Below are 15,590 nucleotides of genomic sequence, written 5' to 3' on the forward strand. Positions count from 1 at the left end.
GGTCAGGTTATGACCGGAGGATGCCCCCAGGGTTGCGGACCGCGCAGTCCACCGTTTCCGATGTGCTTGGTCGTTGCTGCGTAGCTGTCGCCCACTCGGTTACGAGCAGCCGGAACGTCCGTCGCCGGGAAGGCGATCGGAGCGAACCAACGGCCGGTCTCCACCTGGAGATGGGCAGGGTTGGCCTGCAGAACCAGAGCAGCCGCGCCTCTGGCGAGGATGGCCTGGCTGCCACAAGGCAGAACGGTGTTACGGCGCGCGGAAGTGAGCCCCATCTGGGACGACATCAGAATGTTCCTCACAGCGGACTCACCTCCATTCGTGGATCGTCGGACAGTAGCGTCCGACTTGCTTGACCATGACCCTAAACCCCGGCCCCGGGAGGGGGCAACATATTTTCTACCTGCGACTTTGCGACTATCTCACGCGGATCATCGCCTCCTGCACTACCGACACGGCCAGTTCTCCGGACCGGGTGAACATCTCTCCCTTGGCGAGCCCTCTCGCCGCCCCCGACCACGGCGACTCCTGGGCGTAGAGCATCCACTCGTCCACGCGGAAAGGACGGTGGAACCACATCGCGTGGTCCAGCGAGGCACCGGAGAGGTTGGACGCGCCCCATGCCAGGCCGTGGGTCAGCAGCACGGTGTCGACCAGGGTGAAATCGGAGGCGTAGGCGGCGAGCACCACGTGCAGCAGTGGGTCGTCGGGCAGTTCCGTGTCGTAGCGGAACCACACGTTGGTGTTTGAACCGCGCAGCTCAGGGTCGCGGTAGGCCTCCCAGGTGAGGGGCGTCACGTAGCGGGCGTCCACCGGCCTCGGCCTGGACACCCACTCGCGCAGTGGCGAATCCGTCCCCACGGCCTGGAGCATCCGGTCCTGGAAGAGCGGCAGGCCCTCGGGATCGACCACCTGGGGCATCGTGACCGCCTGGTGCTCGACACCGGTCTCCGTCACGTGGAAGGAGGCCGACATCGTGAATATCGCCTTGCCGTGCTGGACGGCCACCACCCGCCGGGTGGTGAAGGACCGGCCGTCGCGGACCCGCTCGACGTTGTAGACGATCGGGATGGCCGGGTCGCCGGGACGGATGAAGTAGGCATGCAGCGAGTGGACGTTGCGGTCGTCGGGCACCGTCCGTCCCGCGGCGACCAGTGCCTGGGCGGCCACCTGGCCACCGAAGACACGCTGGATGCGCTCCTCCGGACTACGCCCTCTGAAGATGTCGAGCTCGATCTGCTCCAGGTCGAGCAGGTCCAGGAGCTCCTTCAACGCCTCGTTCACGCGCCCTCCGTCCGGTTCGCGGCGATACGGCACAGTTCGAGCACCGCCTCGCCATAACGATCCAGTTTGACGCGTCCGATTCCGGTGATCGCCAGCAGGTCCTGTTCCGAGAGCGGCGCCCGTTCGGCGATGGCCTGGAGGGTGACGTCGGTGAAGATCGCCCACTGGGGGATCTTCTCGTGCTTCGCCACTCCCGTACGCCAGGACTTGAGCGACTCGAGCAGCGACTCGTCGTAGTCGGCGGGGCAGCCGGCGCACCTGCCGAGCTTCTGCTCGGCGGCGGCGGCCAGGGTCTTGCCGCAGACCCGGCAGCTGATCGGAGCGGCGACCTGGCGGCGATCGGCCGCCGCGGCCGGGGCGGCGACGCGGCTTTTCTGCGCGGAGCGGCCGGTGAGCCCGTCCAGGAAGCGGGAGGGTTTGCGGGAACGCCGCCCGCCGGGCGAGCGCGCCAGCGCCCACGACAGCCCCAGGTGGGCGCGGGCGCGGGTGACGCCGACGTACAGGAGGCGGCGCTCCTCCTCGATCTGGTCGAGCGTCTCGGCGTAGATGATCGGCAGCATGCCCTCGGTGACGCCGACGAGGAAGACCGCGTCCCACTCCAGGCCCTTGGCGGCGTGCAGCGAGGCCAGGGTGACGCCCTCGACCGGCGGCGCGTGCTGCTCCCCGGCCCGGCGCTCCAGCTCGGCGACGAAGGCGGGCAGGTCGGCGCCGGTGGCGGCGAGGTCCTCGGCGAGGTCGGCCAGGGCCTTCAGCGACTCCCACTTCTCGCGGGCCTTGCCGCCGCCGGGTGCCTCGGGGGTGAGCCCGATGCCGGACAGGATGTGGTGCACGGTCGAGACGAGCGTGTCGCCGGGTTCGGCCGAGCGGGCGGCACCGCGCAGCAGCACGACCGCCTGGCGGACCTCGGGGCGCTCGAAGAAGCGGTCGGCGCCGCGCAGCACGTACGGCAGACCGGCCTTGGCGAAGGCCTGCTCGTACGCCTCGGACTGGGCGTTGACCCGGAACAGCACGGCGATCTCGCGGGTCGGCACGCCGCCGCCGACGAGCTTCTTCACCGCCCGCGCCACACCCTCCGCCTCGGCGGTCTCGTCGTCGTACTCGGTGAAGACCGGTTCGGGGCCGTCCGGGCGCTGGGCGATCAGGGCGAGCTTGTGCGGGGTCCGCGCCCTGTCGAGCACCCGGTTGGCCAGGGAGACGACCTGGGGGGTGGAGCGGTAGTCGCGGACCAGCTTGATCACGGTGGCGTTGGGGTGCTCGACCGAGAAGCCGGTCAGGTAGCGGGGGGTGGCGCCGGTGAAGGAGTAGATCGTCTGGTTGGGGTCGCCGACCACGCACAGGTCGTCGCGCCCGCCGAGCCAGGTGTCGAGCAGCAGCTTCTGCAGCGGGTTGACGTCCTGGTACTCGTCGACCACGAAGTAGCGGTACTGCTGGCGGATCTGGGAGGCCACCTCGCGGTGCTCGGTCATCACGGCCGCGGTGAGCTCCAGGATGGTCTCGAAGTCGACCAGGTGCCGCTCGCGGCGGAGGTTCTCGTAGGCCTCGTAGAGCCGGAAGACCTCCTCGGGGGGCACGGGCGAGGTGCGGCCCGCCTTCCTGGCGGCCTCCGCGTAGTCCTCGGGGGCGATCTGGGTGACCTTGGCCCATTCGATCTCGGAGGCGATGTCGCGCAGTTCGGAGCGGTCCTGGTTCTTGCGCAGGGAGCGGCAGGCGTCGATCAGCAGCGGCAGCTTCGACTCGATCACCCTGGGCGGGTCGCCACCGATGACGCGCGGCCAGAAGTAGGTGAGCTGGCGCAGCGCGGCGGCGTGGAAGGTCCGAGCCTGCACGCCCGGCGTACCGAGCTGCCGCAGCCGCTGCCTGAGCTCACCGGCCGCGCGTGTGGTGAACGTCACCGCCAGCACGCCCTGGGCGTCGACCACCCCGCTGTGGACCGCGTGCGCGATGCGGTGGGTGATGGCGCGGGTCTTGCCCGTCCCGGCTCCGGCGAGGACGCAGACCGGCCCCCGGACGGCTTCGGCCACCTCACGCTGCTCGGGATCCAGTGCCGCCAGAACGTCGTCGGGCCCCACGGAGCCTCCTTACACGCAGTCGAACACACGCGGTCGAACGGACCGGGCGGCAACATCCTCCCAGTCACCGGCCAAGCATCAGTCATTCTGGCAACTTGCCGCCGTCAACCTATGTGGTTCGTCGAGATGCACAAAGCGGGCTTTTTACTCCACAATGGGGGCCGAACGATTCCGGGGAAGGAAGAGGCCCGTGCGAACTGGGGTAACCGTGGGTGCGCTCGCCCTGGCGGCGGCGATGATCGGACCCGCGGTGGTGTACACGACCGCGCATGCCCACGTGCTCTCGACTCCAGCCCAGGCCAGCGGTACGCCCAGCCCGGCGAAGGCCGCCACCGGGGGGACCGCCGACACGGCCGGGACCGGTACCGAGAGGGCCTCCGGTACGGAGAGGTCCGGAGCGGACAGAGCGGACACCGGCAGGTACGGCATGGCGAGGGCCAGCGTGGGAGTGGCCAACGTCGGCAGGGCCGGTGTCAGCAGGACCGGTGCCGGCAGGACCGCCACGGACGCGGCCGAGACCAGGGCCGCCGGAGCCGGCGCGACCGAGGCCAGAAAGGTCGGCGCGGGGAAGGCCGTTACTTCGAAGAGCGGCACGGAAAGGACCGGCGAGGGCAACCCGACACCCCCTCCGGTGGCGGAGCCCGACCCGTTGGCCCAGGGCACCGTCGTCAACACCGTCGCGTACGGCCCGCACGTTCGCCAGCGCATGGACGTCTGGTACCAGACCGACGAGCTGAAGCGGCCCGGTGTCTTCCTGATCCACGGCGGCTGGTGGTCGTCGGGTGACAAGAAGTACATGACCGAGATAAGCCGGAGCTACGCCGAGCAGGGCTACGTCGTCTTCAACATCAACTACCGTCTCTCCACCGACGCCTCCTGGCCGGCCCAGCGCACCGACACCCTCGACGCGATCGCCACCGCGCGGCGGCACGCGGCGCTGTGGTCCTTCGACCCGAAAAACTACGTGATCGTCGGCTTCTCCGCCGGAGGCCACCTGGCCGGTGCGGCGGGCACCTACAAGAGCCGCCTGCCCGGCCTGCGCGGCGTGGTCGGCATCTCCCCGGTGATCTCCCCGCTCACGGCGTACACCGAGGGCACCGACACCTTCGACCTGGAGAAGCGCAAGCTGCGCGAGTCGGCCATCAAGCTCGCCGGGGGCTGTGAGCCCACCGGCAAGTGCGCCCGGGTATGGGCGAGCATGGAGGTCCCCTGGCACGCGAGCCGCGGTGACGCGCCCATGCTGGTCGTGCACTCGGAGGACGAGTTCGTGTCGCCGGAGCACGGCAAGCAGCTCAAGGAGCACCTGCGCCAGGTCGGCGTGCCGGTGACGATCGTCACCGAGCCCGGCATCGAGCACAGCGCGCCTCTTTACCGGCTGCCCGGCGTGGCGGAACGGGTTCAGCAGTGGGTCGCGGAGAAGCTGCTCTCATCGGGAAGATGAACGGCCCTCGCCTTGTTGCCAATGGCGCCGGACATCACATGAGGGGATTTCTCACGACATGGCGCTGACTGTGTACACCACAACCTGGTGCGGCCCCTGCAAGCGACTGAAGAGCCAGCTCAGCCGCGAGGGGATCTCCTACAAAGAGGTCGACATCGAGAGCAACCCGGACGCCGCCACGTTCGTCATGAGCGTCAACAACGGTAACCAGGTCGTACCCACCGTCGTTGTCGACTCCCCCACCGGCCGGATCGTCAGGACCAACCCCTCGGTGATCGAACTCAAGCGCATCCTGGCGGGCGCGGGCGTGTAGCCGCTCCCCCGGGACACCCGAGCCCCGGTTCCGTCTCCACGGACACCGGGGCTCCCGTCTGCCGGGACGGCCTCCATCCGGACGATCTTCCCCGGACGATCTTCCCCGGACGGCCTCACTCGGGACGGCCTCGCTCAGGACGGCCCGCCGGCCGCCGGTCGGTGACGAGGCCTTTCCGCGGCGGGCGGGGTCACCAGCCGCCGGTCAGCGGTTCGCCGTACCAGGTCTCGATGAGCCTGCGGGCGATCGACACCTCGGACGGCAGGCGCACCTCGCCGCTCTCCGTCGCGGCCAGTAGCTCGGCGCGGCTGAACCAGTGGGCCTCGGCGATCTCCTCGGGGTCGAGGACGAACTCCGTCGACGTGGCCCGCGCGAAGAAGCCGAGCATCAGGCTGCGCGGGAACGGCCAGGGCTGGCTGCCCATGTAGCGTGGCTCGGCGACGCGCACACCGACCTCCTCGGCCACCTCGCGCGCCACGGCGTGCTCCAGCGACTCGCCCGGCTCGACGAACCCGGCCAGCACCGACAGCCGCCCCTCCGGCCACTGCGGTCCCCTGGCCAGCAGGCACCTGTCATCGTCGTCGTGGATCAGCATGATCACCGCGGGGTCGACCCTGGGGAAGTGCTGGCTGCCGTCCTTGGGGCAGACGCGCACGTGCCCGCCCGCGCGCACCTCGGTGCCGCTCCCGCACCGGGGGCAGAACTCGTGGGTGGAGTGCCAGGCGTCCAGGGCGACCGCGTACACCAGCAGCCCGGCGTCCAGGTCGCCCAGCAACGATCCCACCTGTCGGAGCCCCGCGGTGAGGGTCTGGTCCTCCGCCAGCTCCGAGGGCGCCAGCGGGGAGAGGATCCGGTTGAAGGAACCGTTGTGGACGCTGTCGGCCAGCGGAGCGGCCACGGCGAAGTAGGCGACGCCCTCGGCGTCGACACCGAGCAGGTAGCGCTCCCCCTCCGGCGCGTCGGCCGTGGGCAGCAGGACCAGTTTGACCTCTCCGCCACTGCGCCGGACCAGCGCCTGCCCGTCGTCGACGACCACGACCCTGGTCGCGGCGTCCGCCCAGGTCCTTTCGAGCCATTCGGCGTCGCCGCGAAGCATCGCCGACCGGTCGATGGCACTGCGCGCGAGCAGCAGCGGCCCCAACAGTCCTTCTTGTGCCGTGATCTCCACGCTGTTCCGCCTCCCCAACCGAGTGCACATACTATGTCGCCGGGCGGGGCCCTCTCCGCCCTTCCCGGCGTACGGGCGGGAGCGGGCGGTACGCGTTCCAGCACATCACCGGCTTTTCCCTCCTCCCTCTCTCCTCCCTCCCCCTCTCCGTCCCCGCTTCCCGCGGTCCGGGGTTCCCCGGGCTCTCACGGCTTCTTCCGGGCTCCTCCGGCACGAGCCCGAGGTGCGACCGGGGATCCGGGGAGGGGAACACGACGCGGGCGCGGGCACCGGGACCTCTCTCCCGATACCCGCGCCTCTCGTGGCACGCTCCACCCGGCCGTCCCCGTGGCGCCGAGCCGTCAGCTCGCGAACACGATCACGTTGTCACGGTAGCTGCGCCGCTCGCGGTCGAAGGTCCCGCCGCAGGTGATGAGCCTCAGCTCGGCTCCCTTGGCGGAGCCGTACACCTGCCTGTCGGGGATCCGGCTCTTCGGGAAGCGGGCCAGGCGCCGGACGGTGAACGTCACCGTGCTTCCGTCGGCCCTGTCGACGTGGACGCGGTGTCCCGGGCGGAGTTTCCCGAGCCGGTGGAAGACAGCGGGTCCCGTCCTGGAGTCCACGTGCCCGGCGATGACCGCCGCACCGGCCTCGCCGGGCTCGGGACCGGCCTTGTTCCAGCCCACCCTGTCGAAGCGCACCGGAGCGACCAGCTTGTTCCTCGCGTCCAGTTTCAGCGCGATCACCGCGGTGGAGACCCCGATCGCCGGGACGCGGAGCCGCACCGGGTTGGCGACCTCACCCCTGGCCGGAGGTCGTACGACCTGGGCGGCGGTGAAGACCGTGGAAGCTTCGGAGGCTGTGGAGGCTGTGGAGGCTGTGGAGGCTGTGGAGGCTGTGGAGGCGCTGTGCGCGGCGACCTCGGTGGAGCACGCGGTCATGGCCACGAGGGCGGAGAGAGTGGAGAGAGCGGCCACGAGGGCACCGGGAGTCCGCACGGTCAGCTCCCCGAGGTGAATCGGCGGCTGAACCAGAAGCCGCCACCCGCCAGCAGCCCGGCACCGGCCAGTCCCGCCGGCACCCAGAGCGGCACGCCCTCCTTCTCGGCCGTCCCGCCGAACCCGGTCTCCACCCCACCGGCCGGAGCCCGGTCATCGTCATCGTCATCGCGCGACGCACCACCCTGACCGGTGTCCACACCACCGGCCGGAGCCCGGTCGTCGTCATCGTCATCGCGCGAGGCGCCGCCCTGGCCCGTGTCCACCCCACCCGCGGGCGCCCGGTCATCGTCGTCGTCATCGTCATCGCGCGACGTGCTGCCCTGGCCGGTTTCCACGCCGCCCCGGGGGAGGTCGTCGTCCCGGTCGTCGGCGGGTCCGGCTCGCCGGTCGTCCTTGTCATCGCCGTCATCGCCGTCATCGCCGCCGTCGCGGTCATCCCGGTCGTCGCGGTCGTCGTCACCGCCGTCGTCGTCATCACCGCCTCTGTCGTCATCATCGTCATCGTCCGCGACGTTGGCAACCGCCGTGGGCGGAGCCGGGAACGCGGATGCCTGGGCCGCCGGGATACCGGTGAGGACGCCGGTGGGCCCGAGTCCGAGGGTGATCGCGATGGCGAGCAGGGTCCGCCGTAGTACCAGGCTCATCTGGCCCTCCTGAAAGTCGTTCCGCACCTTCTGTGCGGATGACTCCAGATTTCCGGTGGCCGGTGGACCCATCATGAGCGCGGGATGAGAGGACTCTCACCGGACCCGCAGGCGGTAGCCGGACCCCCTGACGGTCTCGATCCGCTGGTTTCCCAGCTTGCGGCGCAGGTAGCGGACGTAGACGTCCACCACGTTCGAGCCGGGGTCGAAGTCGAACCCCCACACGTGGCTGAGCAACTGCTGGCGGGTGAGAACCTGGTCGGGGTGGCGGCAGAAGATCTCCGCGAGGGCGAACTCGCGGGTGGACAGGTCGACGGAGCGCTCGCCCACGTGAGCCCGCCGGGTCCGCAGGTCCAGGGCGAGGTCGCCGACGCGCAGGACGGTCGTCTCCGGGACGCGCTCAGGGCGCAGGCGGAGCCGTACCCGTGCCAGCAGTTCCTCGAAGGAGAAGGGCTTGGCGAGGTAGTCGTCGGCCCCGCCCTCAAGACCCGCGACGGTGTCGGCGACGCTGTCGCGGGCGGTGAGGATGATCACGGGGATGGTCGCCATCTCCTGCCGGAGCCGTCGCAGGACCGTGAAGCCGTCGCTCAGCGGAAGCCCGATGTCCAGGATCATCAGGTCGAAGCGACCGGCACGGGCGTACTCGTACGCCGCGACACCGTCCGCGACGACGGTGGTCGTGAACCCGTTGCCTCTCAGGCCCTTCTCCAGGAAGGACGCGATCCGGCCCTCGTCCTCGGCTATCAGGATGCGGTTCACCCTCGGCTCCTCCCTCGGGGGACTGTCACGGTCGCGCCTTCCACACCGTGCGGCGTGGCAGGACATCGGGGTTCTCCTCGTACGGGGACATCAGTGCTCGTACGAGAGCGTCACGGGGATCTCCTCGTACGGGAAGGAGATCAGGAAGAGCGCCCCGCCCTCGTCGGCCGCGCGGACCCGCGCGGTGCCCCGGTGCGCCTCGGCGATGGAGCGGACGATGGCGAGACCGAGCCCCGCGCCGTCGTGCGACCCGGTGCGGCTCGCACCTCGGACGAAGCGGTTGAAGATCCGTTCGCGATCCTGGGCGGGCACGCCGGGACCGGTGTCGCGCACCCACAGTTCCACCCTGCCCTCCCGTACGGCGGAACCGACCGCGATCAGGTCGCCTGGACCGGTGTGCCGCACGGCGTTCGCCACGAGCTGGATCAGCGCCTGGGTGAGACGCTGCCGGTCGGCCGTGACCTGTTCCTCGGCCACCTCGTCCACCCGCCAGCGACGCTCTCCCAGGGCGCGGGCCTTGGCCACGACCTCGACGGTGAGATCGGCGAGCTCGACCTCCCCGAGGGTGAGGAAGCCCGGCTGCTCCGACCTGGCGAGCATGATCAGATCGTCGACGATCCTGTTCATCCGTCCCAGCTCGTCGGTGACCAGGGCCAGGGTGGCGGCCCGCTCCTCGGGATCGTCGCCCATGAGTTCGAGGTGGCCGCGGACGACCGTGATCGGGGTGCGCAGCTCGTGCCCGGCGTCGTCGAGGAAGTCGCGCTGCACGGCGAAGGCGCGTTCCAGCCGGTCGAGCATGTGGTTGAAGGTCGCGGCCAGCGCCGAGACGTCGTCGTCGCCGGAGACGGTGAGGCGCCGGCTGAGATCGCCGGAGCCGCCGATCCGCTCCGCCGTCCGGCGGACCAGCCGCACGGGGGCGAGGACCCTTCCCGCGACGAACCATCCGCCCGCCCCGGCCAGGAGGAGCGCCGCCAGCGCGGTGAGACCCAGCACGCGTACCGCCTCGACGACCTCGCGGCGTTCGAGGTCGTAGAAGACGATGGCCACGAAGGCGCCCTCGACCTCGCCGTCGGCGATCACGGGTGCGACCGCCCAGCGGACGAGCCCGGCGGTGCTGTGGGCCCAGTCCCAGGTGGGTTCGGTCGCGGCGGCCATCCGCGCCACCAGCGTCCGGTCGGTGTCCAGCACTGCCGGGGGTTCCGCGTACGTACGCCAGCGGACCTTCCCGTCGAGGATCACGAAGAAGGTCTCGTGGCGGTCGGGCGCGTTGACCTTCAGGTACTCCTGGAGCAGCTCCGGCGGGGAGGCGGTCGAGTTCTTCGCGTACCAGTGGAGTTTCTCCACCTCGTTGGCCAGCTCGGCGTTCACCCGGTCCTCGAGCCTGACCAGCAGGATGGTCCAGGTGGCGAACACCGAGACGCTCAGGGCGAGGGCGACGACCGCGAGCGTCCAACCCACGATGCGGGTCCGCGCGCTCACCGCCCGGCCGTCGCCTCTGCCGCCGCCGTTCCGGCCGTCACCGTCCCGGTCGCCGTCCCACTCGTCGCTGTCTCAGTCGTCGCCGTCATCGTCGCCGCCGTCATCGTCGCCGCCGTCATCGTCGCCGCCGTCATCGCCACCGTCATCGTCGTCGTCTCCCCCGCCTCGCGGTGGCGGTGGGGGCTGCACCCGTTCGGCCCGCTCCCTTCCGGCCAGGCGGGACGCGCCGGGCTCGCCGGAGGTCGCGGACCCCGGGGGCGTCCGGTCGTCCCGCGCCTCCGGGTCGCCGGGTGCCCCGGAGTCGTCCGAGGCTCCCGGGCCGGCCGGTGCCGTGGAGCCTCCGGCCGGCCGCGGCTGCGCGGTGCCCGTCCCGGCCGTCTCCCCGCCCCGTTCCCTGTCGACCACGACGGCCTCCCCGAGGCTGCCCGGACTGCCTTGGACCAGCACCACGACCGAGAACATCGCGACCGCGGTGACGAGTATCCCGATCACCATGCTGACGGTTGATGTCCTGCGGCTCATGGCGTCCACGCTAGGCGCCGCCATAGGAGATCAGGCTGGGATGGAGATGAGAAGACTCTCATCATCGGACGACACGGACATGTACTGTCAATAGGCCGATCGCCTCCGCGTGCTGATCGGCCTCAGGCTAGGATCACCGAGTTAGGTTAGCCTTGCCTGATATCGGGGGTCCCTGCATTGCGGCTTTACCTCACCGCGCTCAAGCCGACCGACTCGGTCACCGACGGCTTCCTCCCGGCGGCACGCGCGCTCGGCTGTGAGGTCACGATCCTCACCGACCGCCCCGAGCGGTACCGCGACTCCGGGGCGGAGGTACTCCGCTGCGACGTGCGCGACGCGCGGGCCGTGATCGACGCCGTCGCGCACCACCGCGTCCCGGACGCGATCTTCTCGAACTCCGACCACATCCAGGCGGAGACGGCGCTCGCCGCCGCCTACTTCGGTCTTCCCGGCAAGGACTGGCGGGCCTGCGTCGACACCAAGAACAAGGCGCTCACCCGGCGGCGACTGGCCGCCGCCGGAGTCGAGACCGTTCGCTCCGCGCGGCTGGCACCGGCCGACCCACCGCCCGCCGGCATGCCGTTCCCCGCGGTCGTGAAGCCGCGTGAGGGCGTGGCCAGCGAGGACGTCGTGCTGGTCCGCGACACGGGCGAGCTCGCGACGGCCGTCGCGGCCATCAGGGACAGGCGGCCGGGAGAGACACTGGTCGTGGAGGAGTATCTCGACGGGCCGTTGCACACGATGGAGACGCTCGGCGACGGCGAGCGGATCAGGGTGCTCGGCGGTTTCCGCACCACTCTGGGGCCGCTGCCGCACTTCGTGGAGGAAAGGCTCGACTGGGAGCCGCCTCCCGGCCGGGACCACGTGCTGCGGGCGCTGGAGGCGCTGCGGGTGGGGTTCGGGGCCTGCCACACCGAGTACGTAATGACCCCGGCCGGGCCGCGGATCGTCGAGGTCAACTACCGGGTGATCGGCGACCACTGCGACTTCCTGCTGGCGAGCATGCTGGACGCGCCCCTGTTCGAACTCGTTCTCAGGGTGCATCTCGGGGCCGAACCGAAGCTCCCCGGCCGGGCGGAGGGGCACGCGACCGCGCTGAGCCTGGTCGCCGACCGCCCGGGGACCGTGGTGAGGTCTCCCGGAACGATCGTCCCCGCGCCCGGCGATCCGGTCCGGATCTGGCACCGGCCGCTGCGCGCCGTGGGTGACCGGATCGACCTGAGCAACACCAACCGCGACTACATGGGCATCGTCCGCGCGATCGGGCCCGACCGGGCACGCGTGGACGCGGCCGTCGCGGCCTTCACCGGGGAGAACCCGTGGGTGATCGCATGAGCCGGGAGTCCACGGGCGACCGCGTGAACCGGGGTTCCACGGGCGACCGCGTGAGCCGGGGACCCGCGGGCGACCGCGTGACCCGGGGATCCGCGAGTGACCGCGTGAGCGGCGCAGGCCCCGTGAGCGGGCGGGAACGATACCTCGCCACCCGGGTGCTGAACGCGCTCCTGCGCGAGGACTACGGCGGCCTGGCCGGGCGGGTGACCCGCGGCAAGGACGGCGTCGCGCTGGTCCTGCCCGGGGGCAGGCGGGTCCGGCTGACCCCCGGTTCGCTGTTCCAGGACTTCGTGGCGGCCCCGGAGGAGGCACTGCGCCTGGAAGAGGTCCTGAGCACCCTGCGGGAGATCTCCGCTCCCGCCGACGCCGCCGGGGTCGAGTCGTTCGTCACGGAGTGCCGCGAGGCGCTGCGCGCCCTCGACCTTCACGACGTCCACCGCGAGGAGGTGCTCGCCAGGCTGGACGCCACCATCGCCGCCGCTCGCCCCGGCCTCACGCGTACGCCGGACCAGGGCCAGAAAAGCGGGCATACGGCGGAAAACGGAATCGGGCCCGCCGCGGGCGGCGGGAGCGAACATACGGCGGGCGGGAGCGAACATGCGGCGGGAAACGGGACCGCGCGCACGGCGGGCGGCGGGAGCGGACGCGACGGCATGTGGTACGAGACGCTGGCCGCGTTCGTCGATCACCCCGTCTACCCGACGGCCCGGTGCCGGATCGGCCTGTCCGACGAGGCGCTGACCGCGTACGCGCCGGAGTTCGCGCCATCCTTCGAGCTGCGCTGGGCCGCGGTGCCACGGGAGCGGCTCACCGGGGCGGAGATGCCTGGGGCGCCCGGATTCCCCGCCGTCGGCCTGGCCGCGGAGCTCGCGGAGACCCACGTGCTGTTCCCCGTGCACCCGCTGACGGTCCCCGCGGTCGAGGAGATCCCGGGGACGGTCGTGGCCCCGCTGGCGCGCCTGGAGGTCAGGCCCACGCTGTCGATGCGCACGGTCGAGATCGCCCCGGGCACGCACCTGAAGCTGCCGCTGACCACCAGCACCCTCGGGCTGCGCAACCGGAGGTCGCTCAAACCGGACACGCTCGCCGACGGGGCGCGGGCCGAGCTGCTCCTGCGGGCCATGCCCGATCCGGAGGTGCTCCTGGCCGACGAGCAGACGTACGGGCACGCCGGGCACGAGTACCTGGGCTGGCTCCTGCGCCGCCACCCCGCGGGGGAGGTCGTCCCGGTCGCGGCGCTGACGGCGCCGCTGCCGGGGGGCGGGCTGGTCGTGGAGGAGCTCGCGGGAAGATGGTCCGGCGGGGACGTCGCCCGGCTGCTCGGCCGGTACCTGCGGGTGCTGTTCCGCTTCCACGTGCGGCTCTTCGTCAGGTACGGCACGGCGCTGGAGGCCCACCAGCAGAACCTCTCGCTGGTGTTCGGCGGTGGGGAGGCCACGGGTGGCGGCGCCACGGGCGAGGGGGTCGTACGGCTGCTCGTCAAGGACAACGACGGCCTGCTGACCTCGCCCGACAGGCTGAGGGACGCGGGGATCGCGGTGCCGGACCTCGCCGACGCGCGGATGTTCACCGACGACCCGCACGCGCTCGCCGACGTATTCGTGACCATCACCCTGCACCTGGCCGCCGCCGCCGTGACGTTCGGCGCGCTGCCGCCGCCGGCCGCCTCCGAGCTGGTCCGCGGCACGCTCGCCGAAGCGCTCGACGAGTACGGGGAGGATCCGATGGCCAGGCTGTTGCGGGCCAGGACCCTCGACGCCGCCCGGCTCGTCGGCAAGTCGATGATCACCGCCGGAACCCTGGTGGACAAGGCGCGCACCGGTGCGCGGGACGTGAACAAGTTCTACGGCACGAGCGGGCCGAACTATCTCCGCCAGCCCTCCCAGATCACGCAAAGGACGACATGACGAGCCTCGCCCTCGACTCACCCGCCGCCGTCGCCATCGCCGAGGAGGCCTCGGTGTCGGCGCTGCTGCGCTGTTGCGTAAGGGAGATCGCGGGACCTCGCGGGCAGGTCGGGTACGAGGAACCGTACGTGCTGCTGCGCGTCGCGGGCACCCGCCTGCGGGCGCGTACGCACGGCGGGCTCGCGCTGCGCTTCGAAGGGCGGCCCGAGTGGCTGGAGAACGACTCCTGGCAGCCGCTCTCGGCGGACCTGCTCGTCCGGCTGGTGGAGGCCGAGCTCGGCGAGAGTGACGGTGAGGGTGAGGGCGAGGGCGAGGGCGAGGGCAACGACGAGTTCGGCGCCCAGGTGGCCGCGAGCAGGGACGCCCTGGCGACGCTGATCTCGGCCCGGCGGGAGGTCCCGCCGCCCGCCGACCCGTGGCTGGCCTCGGAGCAGGCGCTGGTCTTCGGGCACCCGTTCCATCCCAGCCCGAAGGCGCGCGGCGGCGAGGGCTGGCTGCGCTACGCGCCCGAGGCGCACGCGAGTTTCCCGCTGCGGCTGCTCGGGGTCAGGGACGACGTGCTGGCCGAGGCGGGCGACACCGGCGCGCTCGACGAGCTCGGCCAGGCGCCGTCCGGCTACTCGCTGCTGCCCGCGCACCCGTGGCAGCTGGAACTGCTCGCGGCGGACCTGGCCGCGCCGCTGGCCGACGGCCGTCTGGTCGACCTGGGCGACAGCTCCCGGACGGCGGTTCCCACGTCGTCGGTCCGCACGGTCTACGAGCCGCTGATCGACCGGTGCCTGAAGTTCAGCCTGGACGTGCGGATCACCAACTGCGTGCGGAAGAACTCCTGGTACGAGCTGGCGGGCGCGGTCGAGCTGAGCCGTCGCCTCGAACCGGTGTTCCTCGACCTGGCGGCCGCCTTCCCCGGCACCCGCTGGCTGCCGGAACCGGGCTACCGCTCCGCGGAGCTGGGCACCCGGCTGCTGGAAGGGCTCGGCGTGATCGTCCGGATGAGCCCGTGGTCGGTCTGCAGGCCGGGGGTGACCCCGCTGCTGAGCGGGGCGCTGGCCGCCGGGCGGCAGGGGGCCGGCGCGGTGGCAGGCGACGTGCCGGCCCCCTGCCGCCCGGCGGATCCGGCACCGGGCGGCGCGCCGACCATGGCCGGGTGGCCGGTGGCCGATCCGGTGCGCTGGTGGCGGGCGTACGTGGAACGCGTGGCGCCGCCGGTGCTCGACGCCTACCTCTGCCACGGCGTGGTGCTGGAACCCCACCTGCAGAACGTCCTGATCGGCGTGGACGCGGAGGGGCTGCCCGTGGAGGCCGTCTTCCGCGACCTGGAGGGCACGAAGCTCGTCGCCGGGCGGCACGACCTGTCCGGGTTGCCCGGCCGGGTCGCCGAGGCGCTCACCTACGACGCGGCCTCCGGCTGGAACCGGGTGGTCTACTGCCTGATGGTCAACCACCTCGTCGAGATCGCCGCCTCCCTCGCGGGGACAGGGTCCACGCGGGAGCTGTGGGCGGTGGCCGGGGAGGTGCTGGCGGGGTACGCGGCGTCGCGCGGATGGCCCCGGCCGCTGTCGGACCTGCTGTCGGGGGCACCGCTGCCGGCCAAGGCCAACCTGTCGGTCCGGTGGGCGCGCTCGGCGGACCGCTCCGCGGGGTACGTGACGGTCGCCAACCCGCTGGCCACGGCCTGAGCGGCGGGGA

Annotated in this window: 13 protein-coding genes; 5 read left to right on the forward strand and 8 right to left on the reverse strand. The window is 71.7% G+C overall.

Annotated elements, in window-relative coordinates; all coding sequences use genetic code 11:
- Positions 1-417 precede the first annotated feature (417 nt).
- Both tesB and ACTOQ2_RS16905 read right to left on the reverse strand, forming a co-directional pair.
- A complete protein-coding gene (gene tesB, locus ACTOQ2_RS16900) occupies positions 418-1,284 on the reverse strand; it encodes an acyl-CoA thioesterase II (protein WP_440068562.1) in 867 nt (288 codons plus the stop codon).
- The gene (locus ACTOQ2_RS16905) at positions 1,281-3,353 is read right to left on the reverse strand and encodes an ATP-dependent DNA helicase UvrD2 (protein WP_440068560.1); all 2,073 of its coding nucleotides are present in this window, start codon (positions 3,351-3,353) and stop codon (positions 1,281-1,283) included. Before ACTOQ2_RS16905 ends, tesB begins: the two co-directional genes overlap by 4 nt.
- A gap of 190 nt (positions 3,354-3,543) precedes the next feature.
- Between ACTOQ2_RS16905 and ACTOQ2_RS16910 the strand changes: the two genes are divergently transcribed.
- Together ACTOQ2_RS16910 and ACTOQ2_RS16915 are read left to right on the forward strand one after the other, a co-directional pair.
- Positions 3,544-4,794, forward strand: a complete 1,251-nt coding sequence (locus ACTOQ2_RS16910) for an alpha/beta hydrolase fold domain-containing protein (RefSeq protein ID WP_440100495.1) — start codon at positions 3,544-3,546, stop codon at positions 4,792-4,794.
- Positions 4,795-4,852: 58 nt separating this feature from the next.
- A complete protein-coding gene (locus ACTOQ2_RS16915) occupies positions 4,853-5,107 on the forward strand; it encodes a glutaredoxin family protein (RefSeq protein ID WP_440100496.1) in 255 nt (84 codons plus the stop codon).
- A gap of 190 nt (positions 5,108-5,297) precedes the next feature.
- On the opposite strand, the gene nudC is transcribed toward ACTOQ2_RS16915, so the two are convergent.
- The 6 genes from nudC to ACTOQ2_RS16945 all read right to left on the reverse strand — a co-directional run bounded on the left by nudC (position 5,298) and on the right by ACTOQ2_RS16945 (position 10,659).
- Complete coding sequence (gene nudC, locus ACTOQ2_RS16920; protein WP_440100497.1) at positions 5,298-6,275, reverse strand: NAD(+) diphosphatase; 978 nt, start codon at positions 6,273-6,275, stop codon at positions 5,298-5,300.
- Between the two features lie 341 nt (positions 6,276-6,616).
- Entirely contained in the window at positions 6,617-7,252 is a 636-nt protein-coding gene (locus ACTOQ2_RS16925; protein ID WP_440100498.1) for a class F sortase, read from the reverse strand.
- A gap of 2 nt (positions 7,253-7,254) precedes the next feature.
- A complete protein-coding gene (locus ACTOQ2_RS16930; RefSeq protein ID WP_440100499.1) occupies positions 7,255-7,899 on the reverse strand; it encodes a hypothetical protein in 645 nt (214 codons plus the stop codon).
- A gap of 96 nt (positions 7,900-7,995) precedes the next feature.
- Positions 7,996-8,658, reverse strand: coding sequence for a response regulator transcription factor (locus tag ACTOQ2_RS16935; protein ID WP_362837064.1), 663 nt, complete (start codon positions 8,656-8,658; stop codon positions 7,996-7,998).
- A gap of 90 nt (positions 8,659-8,748) precedes the next feature.
- Entirely contained in the window at positions 8,749-10,137 is a 1,389-nt protein-coding gene (locus ACTOQ2_RS16940) for a sensor histidine kinase (protein WP_440100500.1), read from the reverse strand.
- A 72-nt stretch (positions 10,138-10,209) separates the two neighbouring features.
- The gene (locus tag ACTOQ2_RS16945) at positions 10,210-10,659 is read right to left on the reverse strand and encodes a hypothetical protein (protein ID WP_440100501.1); all 450 of its coding nucleotides are present in this window, start codon (positions 10,657-10,659) and stop codon (positions 10,210-10,212) included.
- A gap of 177 nt (positions 10,660-10,836) precedes the next feature.
- Here ACTOQ2_RS16945 and ACTOQ2_RS16950 point away from each other — a divergent pair, with 177 nt between their 5' ends.
- From ACTOQ2_RS16950 to ACTOQ2_RS16960, 3 genes are all read left to right on the forward strand, one after another.
- Positions 10,837-11,994: an ATP-grasp domain-containing protein gene (locus tag ACTOQ2_RS16950; RefSeq protein WP_440100502.1), complete on the forward strand. Its 1,158-nt coding sequence runs from the start codon at positions 10,837-10,839 to the stop codon at positions 11,992-11,994.
- A gap of 104 nt (positions 11,995-12,098) precedes the next feature.
- On the forward strand, positions 12,099-13,901 hold the full coding sequence (locus tag ACTOQ2_RS16955; RefSeq protein WP_440100503.1) for an IucA/IucC family protein: 1,803 nt from the start codon (positions 12,099-12,101) through the stop codon (positions 13,899-13,901).
- The gene (locus ACTOQ2_RS16960) at positions 13,898-15,580 is read left to right on the forward strand and encodes an IucA/IucC family protein (protein ID WP_440100504.1); all 1,683 of its coding nucleotides are present in this window, start codon (positions 13,898-13,900) and stop codon (positions 15,578-15,580) included. Before ACTOQ2_RS16955 ends, ACTOQ2_RS16960 begins: the two co-directional genes overlap by 4 nt.
- Positions 15,581-15,590: the final 10 nt, after the last annotated feature.

Origin of the sequence: Streptosporangium sp. H16, assembly GCF_051918855.1 — a bacterium.
Classification (GTDB): domain Bacteria; phylum Actinomycetota; class Actinomycetes; order Streptosporangiales; family Streptosporangiaceae; genus Streptosporangium.

Excerpts from the sequence above, each read along its gene's own strand:
- ACTOQ2_RS16915 (WP_440100496.1), top strand. The coding sequence starts at position 4,853 with ATGGCGCTGACTGTGTACACCACAACCTGGTGCGGCCCCTGCAAGCGA.
- ACTOQ2_RS16930 (WP_440100499.1), bottom strand. The coding sequence starts at position 7,899 with ATGAGCCTGGTACTACGGCGGACCCTGCTCGCCATCGCGATCACCCTC.
- ACTOQ2_RS16945 (WP_440100501.1), bottom strand. The coding sequence starts at position 10,659 with ATGAGCCGCAGGACATCAACCGTCAGCATGGTGATCGGGATACTCGTC.
- ACTOQ2_RS16960 (WP_440100504.1), top strand. The coding sequence starts at position 13,898 with ATGACGAGCCTCGCCCTCGACTCACCCGCCGCCGTCGCCATCGCCGAG.